Source organism: Novipirellula caenicola (assembly GCF_039545035.1).
GTDB classification, from domain to species: domain Bacteria; phylum Planctomycetota; class Planctomycetia; order Pirellulales; family Pirellulaceae; genus Novipirellula; species Novipirellula caenicola.
The window spans coordinates 151,803-169,723 of the sequence record NZ_BAABRO010000010.1 but is presented as its reverse complement, the minus strand read 5'-3'; the positions used below and the strand labels follow the sequence as shown (position 1 = coordinate 169,723).

Here is a 17,921-nt window from a genome sequence, read left to right as displayed (position 1 = left end):
GCACTTGCCATCACAACACGCGGTCACCGCCAGCCGAGCAATTGCACTTGTCTAGCTCCGACACGGTTCTTCCATGCATCCAAGTGCATTGGCAACGCGTGTTCGTCAAAACGAGATTCGGCTTCCACCGTAAAACCGGATTCGTGAAGCATTCGCTCGATCTCGGCAGCCGAGTTGTAGGGAGTGCTGTCGTCGGTCTCGTGAACCTCGACATAGATAGCACCGACGCGATCCAGGTATCCTTCGATCTCGGTCAACACACGTTGCTCGGCACCTTCGATGTCAAGCTTTAGAAAGGCAACCTCCCGATCGGCGAGATAGCGAGACAGGCGTTTGCATTGCACATTTGTTTTCGCGGTTCCATCTCGCTGGCCCCATGCGGGGTCGATCGAGTTGCCACGCGCATCACCTGCGACCGAGACGTCTCCATAAAAGGGCACAGCATCCTCGCAATCGGACACGGCGGCATTGATGCAGCGTACCCCGGGGATATCGTTGACCTCGATATTCGCGTGCAGCACCTTAAACGCGAATGGATCGGGTTCAAAACAGATAATCTCGGCTCCCGGCCAACGTGTTTTCCATTCCAACACCGAGACGCCGATATTGGCACCGCAATCGATGATCAACGGTCTTTCGTTTTTCGGAGTGAAGAACGATGGGAAATCGTCAATCTGCCGAACCATCGATTCGGCTGCCGCGCGGTGATTGAACAGCAACTTGTAGCCGCGGAATTTCATTCGTTGCATTAAAAAACGATGTTGGATCAAGGGAGCAGGGAAAGTGAATTCGAAGAGGCCGCGTTGCTGTTTTTTAAGCGAACCGATGACGTTTGGCGATCCCCGGACGGCTTCGTAGACGTGGTGCACCCGCGTTCATATTGCATGTCCGGCCGTCTCTCGCATCGTTTTCGTCCCTTCCGTCGGTTTCCCGCAGTCCTTCGATGGCGGCCCCGCATCGATCCCTGATCACCCCGTCGGGGCGGGGCAGATGCGATACATCGCTACCTTGCTTGCCTAGCACTTGGCTCGTTTGGATAATAATTATGTTGGCCCCTATCGATGCTGGTTCGCAGCAACTCACGGGCAAATGCGATTCGAAACCAAAGGAACTGTCGATGTGCCGTCTATTTCCTCTTCTCTTTTGTGGACTCATCGCATGGTTCGTAGCCGGAGATGCGGTTCGGGCTGATGATCCGGTGACGGAACCTACTGTGCAACGTCGTGCGCTAAATGCCGAACGGCTCGGCCAACTGTTAAAACGATTTCCACAGGCCGACACGAACAACGATGGTGTATTGAGCGAACAGGAGGCGCGCGATTACCGGGCCAAAGCGACGGAGCGAAATGCGAAGCGAAATCAAGGCGACCGCGCCGTGCCGACGCATCCGGATGTAGCCTACGGTGATCATTCGCGAAATGTCCTCGACTTCTATCAAGCGAAAACCGATCAACCCACTCCGCTGATTGTCTACATTCACGGAGGCGGGTTTGTGGGAGGTGATAAGCGTTCGATCAATCCCAAAATGGTTCGCGAGGCCAATGAGGCAGGGATCAGTGTCGCTGCGCTGAACTATCGGTTCGTCGATGGCAAAGACATCCTGTTTCCGACGCCGCAACACGATTGTGCACGAGCGTTGCAGTTTTTACGAAGCCAGTCAGAAGAGTGGAACATCGATCCAAAACGGGGCGCCTGCTATGGTGGATCCGCTGGTGCCGGGATCAGCATGTGGCTTGGTTTTCACGACGACCTAGCGGACCCCGACAGCAATGACCCGATTGCCAGACAATCGACTCGCGTGGTGGCGATTGGAACGATGGGCGGGCAGGGGACCTATGATCCAGTCAAAATCAAAAAATTGGTCGGTGGGCGGGCGTGGGAGCATCCTTCGATTTTTTTGGTGTACGGTAATCACACCGCCGAAGAAGCCCTGAACCCGACGCCGGAGATGCAAGAATTATACGACGAGGCTTCCGCGATTACCCATTTGACCAAGGATGATCCGCCGCTGTACATGATCTATAGCGAACCTGATATCGTGCCGCCCAAAGACTCACGCCCTGGACAATTCATTCACCACCCAAATTTTGGCAAACAATTGAAACAGGCCATGGATCAATTGGAAATCAGGAATGTGTACGTGCACACATCGACGAGCGAAACGAGGAATCAGCAAGCCGAGATGCTGAAATTTTTCCGCGAAGCATTTGCAAACGTCAAAGATTAGAAAGAACTTGCGACACACCTACGTTTAAGACGTTGATTTTGTAGTGTCGAATGACGTAACGCTGATTGATGTAGCGAAACTCGCCAAGAGTTTCGTTCCCCCACCGCAGATTCCCCCGAACCGACGAAAGTCTTGACGACTTTCGCTGCGGTTTACGCTCGATTCAATCGCTGACTACGGGACGATGTCGCCGAGCACGAGGATCTGGCCAACTCGTATGTTGGTGCCCTGGTATTTCGGGGCTTTCAGTTCGACTTCGGGATCCTTCAATCGGAAGGCGACGCTTTGACGGTCGGGTTGTTCCGCGTCGACTTCGACCGTCACCGTGTGGACTTCGTTTGGATCTAATCCACTTGCCACATGCATCGTTGCGATGCGGTGATAGGTACAGTAACTATCGAAACGAGGTACCGCTTTGGGTTTCCGCTTGCCGTCAACCGTGATGATCACTTGGCCGCCGTCAGGCCCCAGCAAATCGTACAGTTTGGCGGACGATCCGCGGAACCGAAACGTCAATTTACTGCCCGGTTCCGTGGCCTCCCACAACGTCCCCATGCGGTTGCCGAACCGTTTTGACAGTGTGTCGTCTCCGGCGAGTTGCTTCCACTCCGGCGAGAGCATGTCTTCGGCAATCGGAACCATTTTCGCAGCCTGCAAGTGATCTTCGACAAACGCCGTTTCGAGTTTGGGTTCGTGATCGATCGGCTCGGCTGTTTTGCTGATCTGCTTGATCGCATCGGCAACGATCTCGGCGTAGATTTCGTGTCCCGCGTCCAATGGATGAACGCCGTCCTTTGAGAACTGGATCACGCCGTCGCCGGTCGGTTCGGCAGATTGAAAGACAAGCTTCCCTGCGGCCTCGAGTTCAACAATCTGCTTGGCAAAATTGATTGACGGAATTCCATAATGGTCCGCCAGCATCTCCATCGACGATGCGGCACGCGGACAGAATCCTTTTCTCAAATCGTTTTCGTATCCGGTGCGGTAGGTATAGACGAAACAGATATCGGTGCTGGGGTTGGCAGCCCACGTTTGTCGCACGATCCCCTCCATTGCTTTCCAGATTTGTTCCGGGGCCGCACCACCGTCGTTCACTGCAAATTCGACAAACAACAAATCCGGTTTGTGCCGCAGTGCATCCCGCTCGACGCGAAACACACCGAGGTCGCTGCCGGTTCCGCCAATCGCTGCGTGAATCTCGGACACGTCGGATTTCGGGAACTCTTTCGCGAACCATTCTCGCGTTTTGACTCGCCATCCGTTGGCGGCGGTAATCGAACCGCCTAAATAGCCGATCCGGACCGGTTCGCCATCACGCAATTTCGCCAGCACGTTGCCAAGTCCGTCGCGAGGACGGACGAGTTCTGCTTGCACCGCTGCGTAGCTCGGCGTGTCCGCGTTCGCTTCAGACGTGATCCCGATACCGATCGCGACTACCAATAAGGTCAAAACTAGCTTGGGAAGTTGTCGGGGCAGACGTTGGATGTGTGTAGCTGTTGTTCGCATGGATGATCTCGGTCGTGATGTTGGAAGCTTGATTGGGTTGCGGTTTTCGTGCCGCCATTAGGCTAGCGGTGGTTCATTTAATGCTGTGGCGGTAGGAATCTCGGGTCAATCCAATCGTCTCGAATGGGATTGGCTCGAACGACGGAACGGCATCGCGGACACGTGCGTCGATAATCGGAGTCAACGTCGTTGGGGCGTCGCTTTGGAACCCGATCTCGATGGGCTCTTCGTTGGTGCCGGTGACGTTGGTGAAACCTTCGATTTCACCAGTCATCGCGATCCCATCACTCCCGCGGGTGTTGACGGCTGCATTGTCGCGAACCAGCAATTTGTCCAAAACCTTTTTGGCATTCGTATCCAGATTCCAAACTTGTTTGGCGCAGTCGACGAAAACATTCCGCTGGAATTCATTGTGAAGCGGTTCTTTGGGCGAGTCGTCCATGATCACTGCGAGATTCGGATAACGATCGCTCCATGGCGGTTCTTGATAGTTCATCTCGTTGGCTTTGCGTTCGAGTTGCCAACTCGTGTCGGTGGGACTGTTCCATTGTTTCCAAGTCATCCCGCGTGAATCGAGATGCATTCCGATTGGACAATCGATGACCAAGTTGTTGAGAACGCGATTGTCACGACCACCGCCGATCATGATCGCGCGGCCAGCGCGGAAAAATAAATTTCCTTCGATTGTGTCACCACTATCACAATCGTCTAGATAGACGCCCATTGTATTGACATGAGTTGAATCGCCGCTGCCAAGGTCGTGGATGTAATTGTGTCGCAATAGATTGCCTTGGCTTGTCCAATCGCGTCCGGTATAGAACGCACCCGAATCGCCGGTTTCCATGACGACACGATAGATTTCATTCCTTAGAAAACGATGTTCGTTTCCGCTGTACTGGATCGCGTTGTGGGGGGCGTCATGGATACAGTTGTTGACGACGACTTGCCCACATCCATGAGCGCCAATCCCCGGTGCATAGGACCGCTGGAACAAACCGTAGTGGTGGATGTGGTTGTTGATGGCTTGATTGGCTGCCGGTTCGAGCGATAGCCGGTCACCGCCGCGAAGCGAAATGCCGCCGGTACCCAAGTTGTACAAGTCACAGGAACGAACGATATTTTCGGTCCCGTCGATTGAGATCCCTCCGCGGGCGATATTGGCGATCACACAACCGGCGACCTCGATCGCTTCGGTCCGCTTCATCAAAATCCCGTCGCCGTGACCATACTCAAAAGCCAAGCCTCGAAATTTCAGGTGTTTGGCGTCGTCAATTTTGATCAGCGGTTGGTTCAGCGTGGCCAATTCAATCGATGCATCTGCAAAGTCCGCCTCGGGATAGTAGTACAGTTTTTCGGCAGTGCGATCGAGATACCATTCGCCGGGGGCATCAAGTTCATCGAGCGTATTGAAGGCAAAAAAACGACGTTCGGCGGATCCCCACGTGCCTGCCATGATGCCGTAATTGTGAGCTGCGGCCAGCTTGATGACCTTGTTCGCCGCGTCGTACGATTCCACACGAATGACTTCGTCGTACCAATCGTGCGTCCAATACCCTTCCAGCCAGACTCCCTCGTCTAGGTTCCAGCGGGCGGGACGGGGATCGTTAAATTCAAATGATCCACCGCGTGCCTTTCGGCGTGTCGGGTCGGGAGACTTGGGATCGGCCAATCCTGTATCGATCGCTTTGCTGAACCCGGCCCAACCTTGTTCGGGCGTATCGAGATTCGGCCAACGGGCGATCGGTTTCGGATGATGATTGACATACAACCACGGCGCGGACGGAACGCCGCGAAAGGAAACTTTCCAACTTGGGAACGCTGCGGGGACGACGCTCGAAATATCGCAAACTAGGATTTTGTCGCGGACCGAATCGTCGAGCCTCGATCGAATCGCTTCATCGGACACCGGCACGAATGTCGCCGGGGGTAGTGCCTCGCTGCCGCGAATCCGCACGCTGCCAGGTTCGATGGCCTGATAAATGACCGGAGCCTCCGTCGTTCCGCCGTCTTCGGCCGTCAATTGAAACGTCGAACTCAATCGGTACACGCCCGGACCAATTTGCACCGTCACCGTTTGATCGGGTTTCAAGCTTCCTGATTTTCGGGCCGCACGAATTCCGTCTCGCGCCTGAGTCAAATTTTGGAAGGGCTCCGATTCGGTACCATTACCGTGCGCGGCGGCATCGGCGGCGACATAAAAACGGGCACCCGCATCAGTTCGCCTGCGGTTGAGATCCTGATCCGGTGCTTCGTTGGCAAACAAAGTCGCCGGACCGACCGCGAGTGCCACGAGCAGTATGTAGAGTTCAAATTTTAGGTACATCAATTCAGCAAAAAATGGACAGGAGGGTGGAGTCGGGGGCAGAGGGCGGTTCGATTGTTACGTCGAGCGATTGTCGGGCAACGACCGTCAATCGTTGTGCATTTTGACGTCATCTAAGAAGAATGCGGCGTCGCTGCGAGTCGTTGCAATGAATCCAACCCAGCGAGTTTCGGTCCAGTCGGGATCGCAATTCAGATCGGCGACCTCATGACGTTGGCCATTGGGCAATACAAACGTCGCTTTCCAGCGGCTATTGGTTTTGCCTTGCGGAGCTTCCATGGTGACGTCGATCCACGTGTCGGCATCGATGTCGAGCAATCTGCGGCCGCGGCTTGTCACCGCCGAGTCGGTGAACTGCAACACAGGGCCGGTTCGGTACGGCCGGGTGTTGCTTCGCCATTCACAGGAAACTGCCACCGTTGGCTGCAGACGAATGCGGAAACTTAAACGTGTGTTGCCGTCGGTGTAGCTGGGTTGCCAATAGAAATGAGGATTGTAGACGGCTTTCATATCGACCGCGTCTTGAACCTTCAAACAGCGCCCATTTCCCTCCGGCGTGGGAACGACTCCGATCAACGAATGGCGTCCTTCTTGTTGAAGCGTCGCAATTCCCAGCAGTGAAACCGGGGTGTCCGATTCAAAGTCATCGTCGACATGAACCGGGGCCGGTGGCGGCACGACATAGGGTTCGCGAAACTTGGTCGCCGCGGCAAGGTCTTTCCACGCTTGGTCGCCCTGGACTCCGGCCGCAGTGGTATCGAACGGAACAAAACCGATCTCGGTGGCTGGCGACTCGGGGCGCAGCGTGAAATCGCGATTCTTAGCATCGACGAACAGCGGATCGGCAACGATCGAATCTTGATCGTGTCCCGCCGCCCTCCATTGCGTCCACGTTTTACCGTCAAAATCCAGTGGTTGGCCCTCGGCACGCCAGTACAAATTGTGGTTCATGGCCACTTTGGATCCATTTTTCCAGCCCGAGTATCCGAGCAGTCGTCCGGTGTCAAAGTAGACAAGGTTGTGTTCAAAGGTGAATGACAAATGCGATTCCGCACGCGTCACCGCCACTTGACCTTCTTCAGAGAACGCCAAGATGTTGTTGCGAACGATATTCTCACGCCCGTAGTGTTGATGAAATCCGCCATCGCGAACGTCGTACACTAAGTTGTTTTCAAACACGATGTGCGAGCTGCCCTCGTCGGGGTAAAGTCCCCATCCACCGTAACGAGTTGCATAGACGTCGTGGATCACATTGTGGCTGACCGAGGTGCCTTCGCTCGGCCCCAACGTATAAACGCCGCCCATGTCGCTGAGGATGCGGTAGCCGATGTGGTGCAAATGGTTGTACTCGATGCGGTTGCGTTTCGCCCCGCTCTCGGCATAGCCCCATCGCCAGCCAACAGAAACGGCGGTGTAATAGAAATCGGCCACGTCACAGTGGGTGATCGCGTTGTCGCTACTATGTCCAATCCACACCCCCACCGCATGTGGCAAGATCCGGCCACCGCTGTGTAAGATGCAATTGTCGATCGTGATCCCGCCAGTACGCACCGCTTCAGGTACAAGACTCATCTCGCCGATTCGCACCGCACTGACGCCGACATCGGCGACGCGTGTGCGCGTGACGCTGCAATCGCGGCAAGCTTTGCGAAACCAAAACCCGGTGCCACCGATGTGCTCCACTGCGCAATTGGCGAACCGAATGCCCTCGGCGCCATCGAGCTGGATCGCGGTGGCGTCCACGTTCATGGCAGCCTGGTTCGAGCGGATGCCAATCTGCGGAATGCGGAATTCCGCGTGTTGCAGCTTGATCCCTTCAAAATGGATATGTTTGACGCGTTGCTGGGGATCTTGAACGTCACCTTGGAAATCAAACAACCGTGGCACGCCTGCCGCAACCACTTGCGTTTCCGCCATCGTTTCATTTTCACGTGGATGATAGTACAGCCATCCATCACGATCCAAGAACCATTCCCCTGCAGCGTCCAACGCGGCCCGATAGTTTTCGATGAAGTACAAACAATCGCGTTTCATCGGGTTGTGCGGCTTCATGATCTCACCCTGAGTGGTGAACAAACCGCGTTGTGGGTCACTCGTTTGCAGCCATTCACGCGTGGTGTCCCATTTGTGGTAGACAACAACTTGGACGTCGCGGCGTGATACCTCGTCGACGTCCTTTAGAGAGGCCAAATCACTCGGTTGAGCGGCAAACGTGTGTTTCAGCATCCGCTTGGATCCTGGAATTGGAACCTCGCTCACTCCCAGCAAGGTGTGGAAATCGCCTTCGTTGGGCGTTCTCGCACGCACGGCACGACGCCCGTTGACCCACAACTGCTCGAATCGCCAATCTTGATCGCCGTCCGCTTTGGGGGCGGCGATGCGAGTTTTCCAAAGCTCGGGGTGTTGTGGATCGGATTGCCAACCGGAAATGGGACGGCCACCGGAAATGACGACCTCACCATGCCCGTGATATCGCACCGGACGCCGGGCAGAATGTCCCGAATCCGCCGCGGTAAACAGCACGGTTTGATCGAGCGTGTAGTGGCCGGCCGCTAGATGGACGGTGACCGCTTGATCGGGTTCGCGTTGTCGAGCGTCGCGAACGGCCTGTTGAGCACGCTGGATGGAGGCAAAAGGTTGCGACTGCGTCCCGGGGTATGTATCAGCGCCGTCAACCGAGACGTACAGATTAATGCCAGATTCCGCCGCCATGACGACCGAGGAAGGCAAAAGCAACAGGATCGCGATCGTAGAGCAAGTGTAAAGTTGTTTTAACATTAGCTTGATTAACAAAATTGGGGAGGGCATCATGACGGCCGCAAGCATCCACGATTGGGACGATTAACGAGATACAGTGATCAACTGATGATCTCGTGTACCACGCGGCCATGGACATCGGTCAGCCGAAAATCGCGACCGGCGTGACGGTACGTCAGACGTTTGTGGTCCAGCCCTAACAGGTGCAACATCGTAGCGTGCAAATCGTGAATGTGAACCTTGTCGATAACCGCTTTGAAACCAAAGTCATCGGTTTCGCCATAGCTCATCCCGCCTTTGACGCCGCCGCCAGCCATCCACATCGTAAAGCCATGATGATTGTGATCACGGCCGTTGCCATTTTCGGACACCGGAGTGCGTCCAAACTCGCCACCCCAAACAATTAAAGTGTCCTCGAGCATGCCTCGCTGTTTCAAATCAGCGATGAGTGCGGCGATGGGCTGGTCGATATTTTTGCAGAGCTTGGGCACGGTATTGTTATGACCGCTGTGAGTGTCCCAGGGTTGTCCGTTGCCGTAATACACCTGCACGAAACGAACTCCTCGTTCGACCATGCGGCGGGCCAACAAACATCCGTTCGCAAATTCTCCGGCTCCGTACGCTTCGCGAGTGTGTTTGGATTCACGATTTAGATCAAATGCATCGCTCGCTTCGAATTGCATCCGATATGCGGTTTCGATCGCTTCGCTGCGGGCACGCAAAACGGAATCGTCCTTCCTTGCGGTCACGTGTACGTTGTTCAATTGTTCCAGCAAGTCGAGTTGCTCACGCTGGGTAGCATGGTCCCACCGCGTATTTCGCAAGTGCGGCAACATCTTTTCGGGATCGATTGTCGAATGGTTGATGTAGGTCCCTTGGTACTTCGATGGCAGGAAGGCACTGTTCCATAGAATCGAAAATCGCACAGGACGTCCCGGGCACAGCACGAGATAGCCCGGCAGATTCGGGTTCTCGGTGCCGAGTCCATATAAGAACCATGCTCCCATACTGGGCCGAGTCGGTGTGATTGTGCCATTGTTCATCTGCAGCAATGCAGGCCCGTGATTGGGATTGTCGGCATGCAGCGAATTGATCACACAAATGTCGTCAACGTGTTGGCTCAGATGAGGCAAAAGCTCGCTAACCGGAAGCCCGGATTCACCGTGCTGGCGAAATTTGAACGGTGACGGCAACAAGCCTCCGGTCGGACGCTCGGTCAACAGGTCTGCACCTGCAGGCTTCGTGCCTGCGTATCTCTCGAGTGCTGGTTTGGGGTCAAAGAGATCGCCTTGATAGGGACCGCCATTCATAAACAAGTGGATAACGCGTTTCGCCTTGGCGGGGAAATGAGGCCCCGCCAAGTGAGTCGACTCAGCGGACGTCGCAGACAATGGGGATGCCACCGCGGTGGTCGCACCGAGCATGCCGACGCCGCTGCCGAGTCGCTGAAGCAAACGGCGGCGGTCGAGCAGATCCGAATGGGGTTGCGTTAGGTTCATCATTTAGACTCAATCAATAAAGGCGAACTCGTTGGTGGCTAACAAAACATGGACGTATTGTTGCCAGCGGTCCGACTGCTGGGCCGGGGGATCGTTGCCGATGTATTCGATCGCGAGGCGAAGCTCGTGGTCGTGAGGTCCACGCGAAAACAGTCGCTGATATAGATCGCCAATCTTTTGAACGGTGGTAGCGCTATCTGATTTTTGGAGTCGCTCGGCCATCGATTCGGCTTGCTGTTCCAGCAATGGGCCGTTCAGCGTGTACAAACCTTGTAACGGTGTGACCGTGGGCATCCGAGCGGGACTGTGCTGAGTCGGATCGGGAAAGTCATGCACCATCAACGTCGATGAAACATCACGGCGGTTGACGGTTGCATAAAGGGTGCGGCGATGGTTGGCACGCGAGTCGAGCGAGAGTGAAGGGCCACCAAGAGTGAGATTCAAACGGTCACTTGCCAACAACATCGCGTCACGCCACTCTTCGAAGGTCAGTCGACGTCGGTTCATTCGCGACAGCCATACGTTTTCAGGGTCGACTTCGGTTCGATGGGACGAATCCGTCGACACTTGCTGCCAGGTGGCTGACATCACGATTTCTCGATGCAGCCGTTTTATCGACCAACCGTCTTTGATGAATCTGGCGGCAAGATCGTCAAGCAATTCCGGATGCGTGGGACGATCGCCTTGCTGGCCAAAATTGCTGGGCGTGTTGACAATGCCTTGACCAAAGTGAGCCATCCAAATGCGGTTGACGATCACCCGGGCGGCAAGGGACGCGGATTGCTGGGTGATCGATTGAGCCAATTCGAGTCTGCCACTGCCGTTTTCAAATGGTTGTGGATTATTGCTCAATACCGTTAGAAAGCGGCGCCGGATGACTGGTCCTGGCCGATTGGGATTGCCACGGATAAATGAGGGTAAATCACGAGGCTCGGGGCGGTATTCAAATCGCGTTCCCTGTTCGGGTGTTTTACCGGCTCGGACGACGTACATCGATTCTTCGGACAGCGCGTACGCCATCGGGGTGTCGTAAAGCGGAGTCGCGGATTTAAGTTCGTCGATATTTGCTTGCAAGCCCTGCACCTGTTCCTGAGGAACCGGCTTTTGCTTCTTCAATTTCGCGATTTCGGCTTCGAGCTTCTTGACCGCTTGTTTGGCCAAACGAACCGGCTTGTAGGTTGCATCATCGATCAAGGGACGCTCGACGTGTCGTGTGCTTGCGAAGACGCCAGCTAAACCGTAGTAGTCGTCGGCGCTGATCGGATCGAATTTGTGATCATGGCAGCGGGCGCAGGCAACGGTCAGCCCCAGGAACGTACGCGTGACGGCATCAACACGTTCTTCCCACTCGTCGGCCACGATGACCTTGATGATTTCACAGGGCAACTTTGGCTCTTTCCAATAGGTGGGGCTGAGACTGAGGAAGCCGAGTGCGGGCAAGTCTTCGGGGCCCGTCTGTGACATCAGATCGGTGGCTAGTTGACGATGGACAAATTGATCGTAGGGAATGTCTTGATTGAACGCACTGACAACCCAATCTCGATAAAGATGTGCCTGACTTGTTTGCGGTAACCAGCTGGCGGTACGATCGGTGTAGCGAGCCATATCCAACCACCATCGTCCCCACTTTTCGCCGTAGTGAGGCGATTCCAATAGCGTGTTGACGAGGTTGTCGTAGGCGTTGGGGGACGTGTCGTCGAGAAACGACTGCAGTTGTTTGGGCGTAGGTGGCAATCCGGTCAAATCAAAATACAAACGCCGCGCCAGCGTCCCACGGTCGGCGCGTGGCGAAGGTGTTAAACCGTGTTGCTCGATCGCGGCCAGTACGAAGGTGTCAATTCGCGACTGCGGCCAACTAGAATCGTTGATGACCGGCAGTGGTTGTTCCTCGACAGGCTGGAACGACCAGAATTTCCGTCCTTGATCAAAGTCGATACCGCCGGGGCTTTGAATCACCGGGCTTGCAGACGGTGGAAACGCCGCGCCACGCTGGACCCAGCGGGTGAGTTCCGCGATTTCGCTGTCAGCGAGTTTCCCTTTGGGCGGCATTTGGATTCCGCCATCATAAAGAATGGTTTCGACGAGCAAGCTTGTCTCGGGCGATCCGGCAACGACCGCCGGGCCGCTGTCACCGCCTTGGGCAAGCCCGGCCGCCGAATCCAATCGCAATCCGCCTTGCACCGTATCAGAGTCTTCGGAATGACACTCAAAGCAATGCTCGCTAAGCAGCGGGCGAATTTTCCGCTCGAAATATTCGATTTCCAAAGGGTCGGGCTCGGCGGCAGCAATTTTCGGCGTTTCGGACAACGCGGTCACTGCGAGCACGACACCGCTGAAGAAAACGGTGCTGAGTCGAAAATACATAGACTTTCGGTCGATCTTTGAGGCGGGCAGGTTCGCAAAGGTAGGAAACGATAGTCTATACGACATTCCCGCCCGCTGCACCCAATTGGCGATGAAACCGACAAATCCGCAAAACGAGCGGCATCGGATCCGCCAAGGGCAATTAAAATTGGCAATTCGGATGGATTCGCACATCGCGATTGCTTTGCGTTTCAGTGTCGCTGGCGTAGAATCCCTCGCTTCGGAAAACGTGCTTTTCCGCACTCACGCCCTCCTGTTTTATCCTGCGTCCTGCCCTCGTTCCCCCAACCTCTGTGGAGTTTGTTTCTTATGCCATTGATTCCTAAACCAGGTCGAATTCTGAAGAAGCGATCGATTTTTTCCGTGGGGATTACGCTGACACTCTTAGCGCTGATGATGTTGGCATCGCCGGCGTATGCCAATGAGAATCGCAGCGATACCGAGGTTTACGACGTGGTGATTTACGGCGGAACCGCCGCTGGGGTTGTGGCGGCGGTGCAAGTCGAACGGATGGGAGGATCCGCGATCGTAATCGAACCGAGTTCGCGGATCGGAGGATTGACCACAGGCGGACTCGGTCAGACCGATATCGGCAACAAGGCGGCTATCGGCGGCATTTCGCGTGAGTTTTACGAACGCATTTCGCAGTACTACCAAAAGCCAGAGAATTGGAAATGGCAAACGGCGGAGCAGTACAAAAGCGGCGGACAATCGCGTACCGCCGAGGGCGAGGCAACAATGTGGACGTTCGAGCCTTCCGCTGCACTCCATGTGCTTCAGGGGTTCGTCGACGAGCACAACGTGAAGGTCGTTTACAACGAGCGTCTTGACCGCACAGGAAGCCGGCGATCGGGGCAAGTTGGTGCTGGCGTCGAGATTGTCGACGGAAAGATCAAGTCGATCCGATGCGTCAGCGGAAACGTTTACCGCGGCCGTATGTTTATCGATGCAACCTATGAAGGTGACCTGTTTGCAACCGCCGGCATCAGCTACACGGTTGGACGTGAAGCGAATGCAACCTATGGCGAAACACTCAGCGGAGTCCAAACCGCCAACGCTCGGCATCATCAATTGATGCCCGGAGTGGATCCGTATGTTCGCAAAGGCGACCCCGAGAGCGGTTTGTTACCCGGCATCGACCCGACAGGGCCTGGCGAAGAGGGATCCGCAGATCATCGCGTCCAAGCGTATTGTTTTCGTGTCTGTTTGACCGATCATCCAGAAAATCGCATCCCGTTCTTTAAGCCTGAGGACTATGACCCAAGTCTATACGAGTTGATGCTGCGAAATTTCGAAGCGGGCCAATCGGGGTTTCCCGTGATCAATTCGGCGATGCCCAATCGCAAAACCGATACGAACAACCGCACGGGCTTCTCAACGGATTTCATCGGACAAAACTACGACTACCCCGAGGCGACCGACGAGGAACGTGAACAGATCATCCAGCGGCATCGCGTTTACCAACAAGGCCTCTTTTGGACGATGGCCAATCATCCACGTGTTCCCGAGGCGACTCGCAAAATCGTCAGCCGCTGGGGGACATGTAAAGACGAGTTCGAGCGAGAAGACGGTTGGCAACAGCAGCTGTATATTCGCGAAGCACGTCGTTTGATCGGCGCCGAAGTGATGACCCAACATCATTGTCAAGGACGCAAGGTAGCCGAAGATGCGGTGGGCATGGCCGCCTACACAATGGATTCGCACAACGTTCAGCGTTATGTCGACGAGAATGGGCACGCTCGCAATGAAGGCGACGTGCAAGTCGGCGGTTTCCCACCCTATCCGATCTCCTATCGCTCGCTGCTGCCGAAATCCGACGAGTGTACGAATTTGCTAGTGCCCGTTTCGCTCAGCGCATCCCATATGGCGTTTGGATCAATTCGGATGGAACCGGTCTTCATGGTGCTCGGGCAATCCTCGGCCACCGCAGCGATACAAGCGATTCGCGACAAGCAATCGCTACACGAAATCAATTATGAAAAGTTACGTGAACAATTGATTCTCGACAAACAAGTGCTCGATTGGACACCAGCACTACGTCCAGGCTACTCGATCGATCCTGAAAAACTTTCGGGTGTCGTGCTGGACGATGTCAGCGCCGAACGGACGGGATTCAACGGAGCGGGTTACACGGTGCCGAAATTTGTGGGACACAACTATCGTCACGATGGCGATGCGGACAAGGGGCAACAACATGCCACGTTCGCGTTGGCGGTCAAGGAACCTGGGCGATACGCGGTTCGTATGTCCTATACCGCCAACCCCAATCGCGCGTCCAACGTCCCGGTCACGATCCATTGCGGTGAAAAAACACAAACCGTGCAAGTGAATCAGCGCAAGCGTCCCGGCGATGATGGTTTCGTCACGCTGGCCGAAGACGAGTTTCCAAGCGGAAACGTCACCGTCACGATCCGTAACGAGGGAACCGATGGCTACGTGATCATTGATGCGGTTCAACTGCAACCGATTCAATAGCCAGCTAAGCTCTGTCCGAAAACCGTAGCGGAAGTCACGGGCGGCTTGTTGTTTTAGTCGTACGATGGACTTCCTAGTCCGTCGAATCCACCATTGACGGACTAGGAAGTCCATCCTACACCTGTTGCCGCAGGAACCTTCACTAAATCAACAGCCCGTCAAGACGTTTGGCAGCATGGCATAACCCAGTGGGAAATCGAATTCCGCTGCCAAGTTTCCGCCATTGATTCGTTCTCAGACCGTGCCCAGTACCCCCGTTCTCATGGCGCTTGGCAAGCTGGGGTGATCGCCGTTTAGGGGCCAGCGACCGACATTAAGTCGTCAAACCCTATGAATCAGGGTGTTGCCGGATGAATTTCGGCAGCTCGCTGCTCGCCGCATGACCGTGAATGCTGACATTGCGTTGAACTTTTTTCTGGTTTCGAGCAGCCGAAAAAAAGTTAGAATGGAACTGCGGACGTTGAAACGCAACAGTCATTGCTTGATTGTCACGTTTGAGAATCACCCGTTGCGACTTGCAAACGTCGATACGAAGCGGTCGCCAGGTGGCTTTTAAAACTGCACTGCATACGAATGACTTGGCCGCGTTTAGCTGGATCAAGTCGTATGCTGCTTTTCTTTGACTTGGGTTGCGAGTTCAACGGTTTGCATCCACTCCGGTGATTGTGGTGCAATCCCTGTACGCGAACGTTGGAAAATTGTGAGCTAATGGGACGAGTGAAACGATGGACGTTCTTGTAAAAAACGAAAAACGTTCGACGACCAACCCGGCGATGTGGGTCGATCAGTATGGTGACAACCTGTTTCGCTACGCGTTGTCGCGACTACGCGATGCCGATGCGGCCGAGGAGGTGGTTCAGCAGACGTTTTTGGCGGGGCTGGAACACGTGGATCAGTTTTCGGGTCAAGGGTCCGAGCAAGGCTGGCTGCTGGGCATTTTGAAACGCAAGATCGTGGATTTGATTCGCGCTCGAAACCGCACCGTTGCGTTAAACGACGGCGAGTCCGGCGATTCGCTGGACCGGATGTTCGACCACAACGGGAACTGGCGAAAAAACACGCATTGCACGTCGATGCAACCGCTCGATTCGATCGATCGTGAAGAGTTCTGGCCCATTCTGCGTCGCTGTCTCGACGGGCTTCCCACAAATCAGGCGGACGCGTTCACGCTGCGAGAAATGGACAAACTTGGGACGCAAGAAATTTGTAAGGAATTAGCGATCAGTCCGTCCAATTTGTGGGTCTTGCTACATCGAGCCCGTTTGCGATTGGCAAATTGTATGAAACATCGATGGCATCATGACCACGCCTAGGTGGAAGCCGATTCAATGCTCAGCTGCAAAGAGATCACAAAGCTCGTTTCCGTGTCGATGGATCAACCGCTGTCGTTGCGACAACGCATCGAATTGTGGATTCATTTGCGGATGTGTCGCATCTGTGCAGGATTCCGCCGTGACATCGTGTATTTGCACGAGCAGACACGCCGACATCAACCTGATTTGAGCCACGACGTTAGCGGAAAGCGGGTAAAACTTTCGACCGAAGCAAGTCTGCGGATCAAACAAGCAATTCGTTCGCGGACCAACAATCAACTCTAGACTTTTCGTTGATGCGGTCAGGTCGTACGACAAGTTGAAAGTTGCCGGCGAACTAGGCTTTCGCGGAAAAGGCCGCAGCGTAGGCCTGAATCGCCTTGTGAAACGCTTGCAGCAATCGGCTTTGGAATCGATACGGATTCCAGACCGCGGCGATGGTTCGCATTGGCTTTGGATTGGCAAAGGAGCGATACAATCGCTGTTGATTGCTGTCGATCGCACGTGCCATGGCGGGTACCATCGAGATGCCATGCCCGAGTGAGACAAGCTCTTGCACCATCGCCAACTGGCTTGTCTTTTCCATCGACACCGGCTGGAACGATCGCTGGCGACAGAATGAAACGATGTTGTCCGACAAACAGTGAGCTTCATCCAACAGCACGAAGGGCAACGATTGAATGTCGTCCAATTTGATTTGCCGTTTCTGGCTAAGCGGATGTCCGGTTGGCATGACCAGCAACAACTCTTCCTCGAACAAGACTTCGACTTCCAAATATTTGGCAGGGATCGGAAGGGCGAGAATCGCGAGATCCAATTCGCCTTGGGTCAATCGCTGCAGCAGACTCTGCGTCGTTTCCTCTTGTACCAGCATCCGTGCCTTGGGAAACGACGTCGAAAACTTCTGTAGCAGTCCTGGTAGAAAGTAGGGTGCGATCGTCGGGATGGCGCCGACGCGAATCCGTCCGGTTTCTCCGTCGTCGGTGATTTCGCTCAGAGTGTCGTCGATCAGTGACATGATCTGACGTGCCCGGCTAGCGAGCACCTCGCCCGCGTCAGTGAGCATCATTTTGCGTGATTGACGTTCAAACAGCGGTTGACCAATCTCGTCTTCCAATCGTTGTAGCGAACGGCTGACCGCGGGCTGTGACAACCCGAGCTCTTCGGCCGCCCGAGTGATGTTCTGTGTTTGCACGATCTTTAAAAAGTGAGCCAGTTGGTCAAATTCCACCGTCAAGATTCCTCGCGGTCGGTTGCGATTTTGTATTTCTGTTTTTTTCGCAGTAGAGCGGATTCCGAAACCGGAATTTTTGATGAGTTGACTGCGTTTCTGCGGTCTTCTTTATAACCGAGCAACCTAACCAAACAATATCGAAGGCGGGTGTCGATAACGCACGTGGCAGCTTCGCCATCGAGGGAGGCTCTAAAATGACACTTGGGGACCCGCAAACGAGTGA

General features: G+C 54.8%; 11 protein-coding genes. 4 read left to right on the top strand and 7 right to left on the bottom strand.

Going from position 1 to position 17,921, the window contains the following annotated elements:
• Positions 1-23: 23 nt before the first annotated feature.
• Positions 24-749 carry an FkbM family methyltransferase gene (locus tag ABEA92_RS18870; protein ID WP_345685406.1) on the bottom strand — a complete coding sequence of 242 codons (726 nt, stop codon included), beginning with the start codon at positions 747-749 and terminating at the stop codon, positions 24-26.
• A gap of 449 nt (positions 750-1,198) precedes the next feature.
• On the opposite strand from ABEA92_RS18870, the gene ABEA92_RS18865 reads away from it, so the two are divergent.
• Positions 1,199-2,227 (top strand): alpha/beta hydrolase fold domain-containing protein, encoded by a 1,029-nt coding sequence (locus ABEA92_RS18865; protein WP_345685405.1) that lies wholly within the window; start codon positions 1,199-1,201, stop codon positions 2,225-2,227.
• 174 nt (positions 2,228-2,401) lie between these two features.
• On the opposite strand, the gene ABEA92_RS18860 is transcribed toward ABEA92_RS18865, so the two are convergent.
• The 5 genes from ABEA92_RS18860 to ABEA92_RS18840 all read right to left on the bottom strand — a co-directional run bounded on the left by ABEA92_RS18860 (position 2,402) and on the right by ABEA92_RS18840 (position 12,676).
• Complete coding sequence (locus ABEA92_RS18860; protein ID WP_345685404.1) at positions 2,402-3,733, bottom strand: GDSL-type esterase/lipase family protein; 1,332 nt, start codon at positions 3,731-3,733, stop codon at positions 2,402-2,404.
• A gap of 73 nt (positions 3,734-3,806) precedes the next feature.
• Complete coding sequence (locus ABEA92_RS18855; RefSeq protein ID WP_345685496.1) at positions 3,807-6,056, bottom strand: right-handed parallel beta-helix repeat-containing protein; 2,250 nt, start codon at positions 6,054-6,056, stop codon at positions 3,807-3,809.
• An 87-nt stretch (positions 6,057-6,143) separates the two neighbouring features.
• Positions 6,144-8,834 carry a right-handed parallel beta-helix repeat-containing protein gene (locus ABEA92_RS18850; protein ID WP_345685403.1) on the bottom strand — a complete coding sequence of 897 codons (2,691 nt, stop codon included), beginning with the start codon at positions 8,832-8,834 and terminating at the stop codon, positions 6,144-6,146.
• 80 nt (positions 8,835-8,914) lie between these two features.
• Entirely contained in the window at positions 8,915-10,312 is a 1,398-nt protein-coding gene (locus tag ABEA92_RS18845) for a DUF1501 domain-containing protein (RefSeq protein WP_425572462.1), read from the bottom strand.
• A gap of 9 nt (positions 10,313-10,321) precedes the next feature.
• The gene (locus ABEA92_RS18840) at positions 10,322-12,676 is read right to left on the bottom strand and encodes a PSD1 and planctomycete cytochrome C domain-containing protein (RefSeq protein WP_345685401.1); all 2,355 of its coding nucleotides are present in this window, start codon (positions 12,674-12,676) and stop codon (positions 10,322-10,324) included.
• Positions 12,677-12,985: 309 nt separating this feature from the next.
• Between ABEA92_RS18840 and ABEA92_RS18835 the strand changes: the two genes are divergently transcribed.
• The 3 genes from ABEA92_RS18835 to ABEA92_RS18825 all read left to right on the top strand — a co-directional run bounded on the left by ABEA92_RS18835 (position 12,986) and on the right by ABEA92_RS18825 (position 16,749).
• The gene (locus ABEA92_RS18835; protein ID WP_345685400.1) at positions 12,986-15,151 is read left to right on the top strand and encodes an FAD-dependent oxidoreductase; all 2,166 of its coding nucleotides are present in this window, start codon (positions 12,986-12,988) and stop codon (positions 15,149-15,151) included.
• Between the two features lie 725 nt (positions 15,152-15,876).
• Positions 15,877-16,464: a sigma-70 family RNA polymerase sigma factor gene (locus tag ABEA92_RS18830; RefSeq protein WP_345685399.1), complete on the top strand. Its 588-nt coding sequence runs from the start codon at positions 15,877-15,879 to the stop codon at positions 16,462-16,464.
• Between the two features lie 15 nt (positions 16,465-16,479).
• Complete coding sequence (locus ABEA92_RS18825; RefSeq protein WP_345685398.1) at positions 16,480-16,749, top strand: anti-sigma factor family protein; 270 nt, start codon at positions 16,480-16,482, stop codon at positions 16,747-16,749.
• A gap of 52 nt (positions 16,750-16,801) precedes the next feature.
• On the opposite strand, the gene ABEA92_RS18820 is transcribed toward ABEA92_RS18825, so the two are convergent.
• A complete protein-coding gene (locus tag ABEA92_RS18820; RefSeq protein ID WP_345685397.1) occupies positions 16,802-17,695 on the bottom strand; it encodes a LysR family transcriptional regulator in 894 nt (297 codons plus the stop codon).
• Between the last annotated feature and the right edge of the window lie 226 nt (positions 17,696-17,921).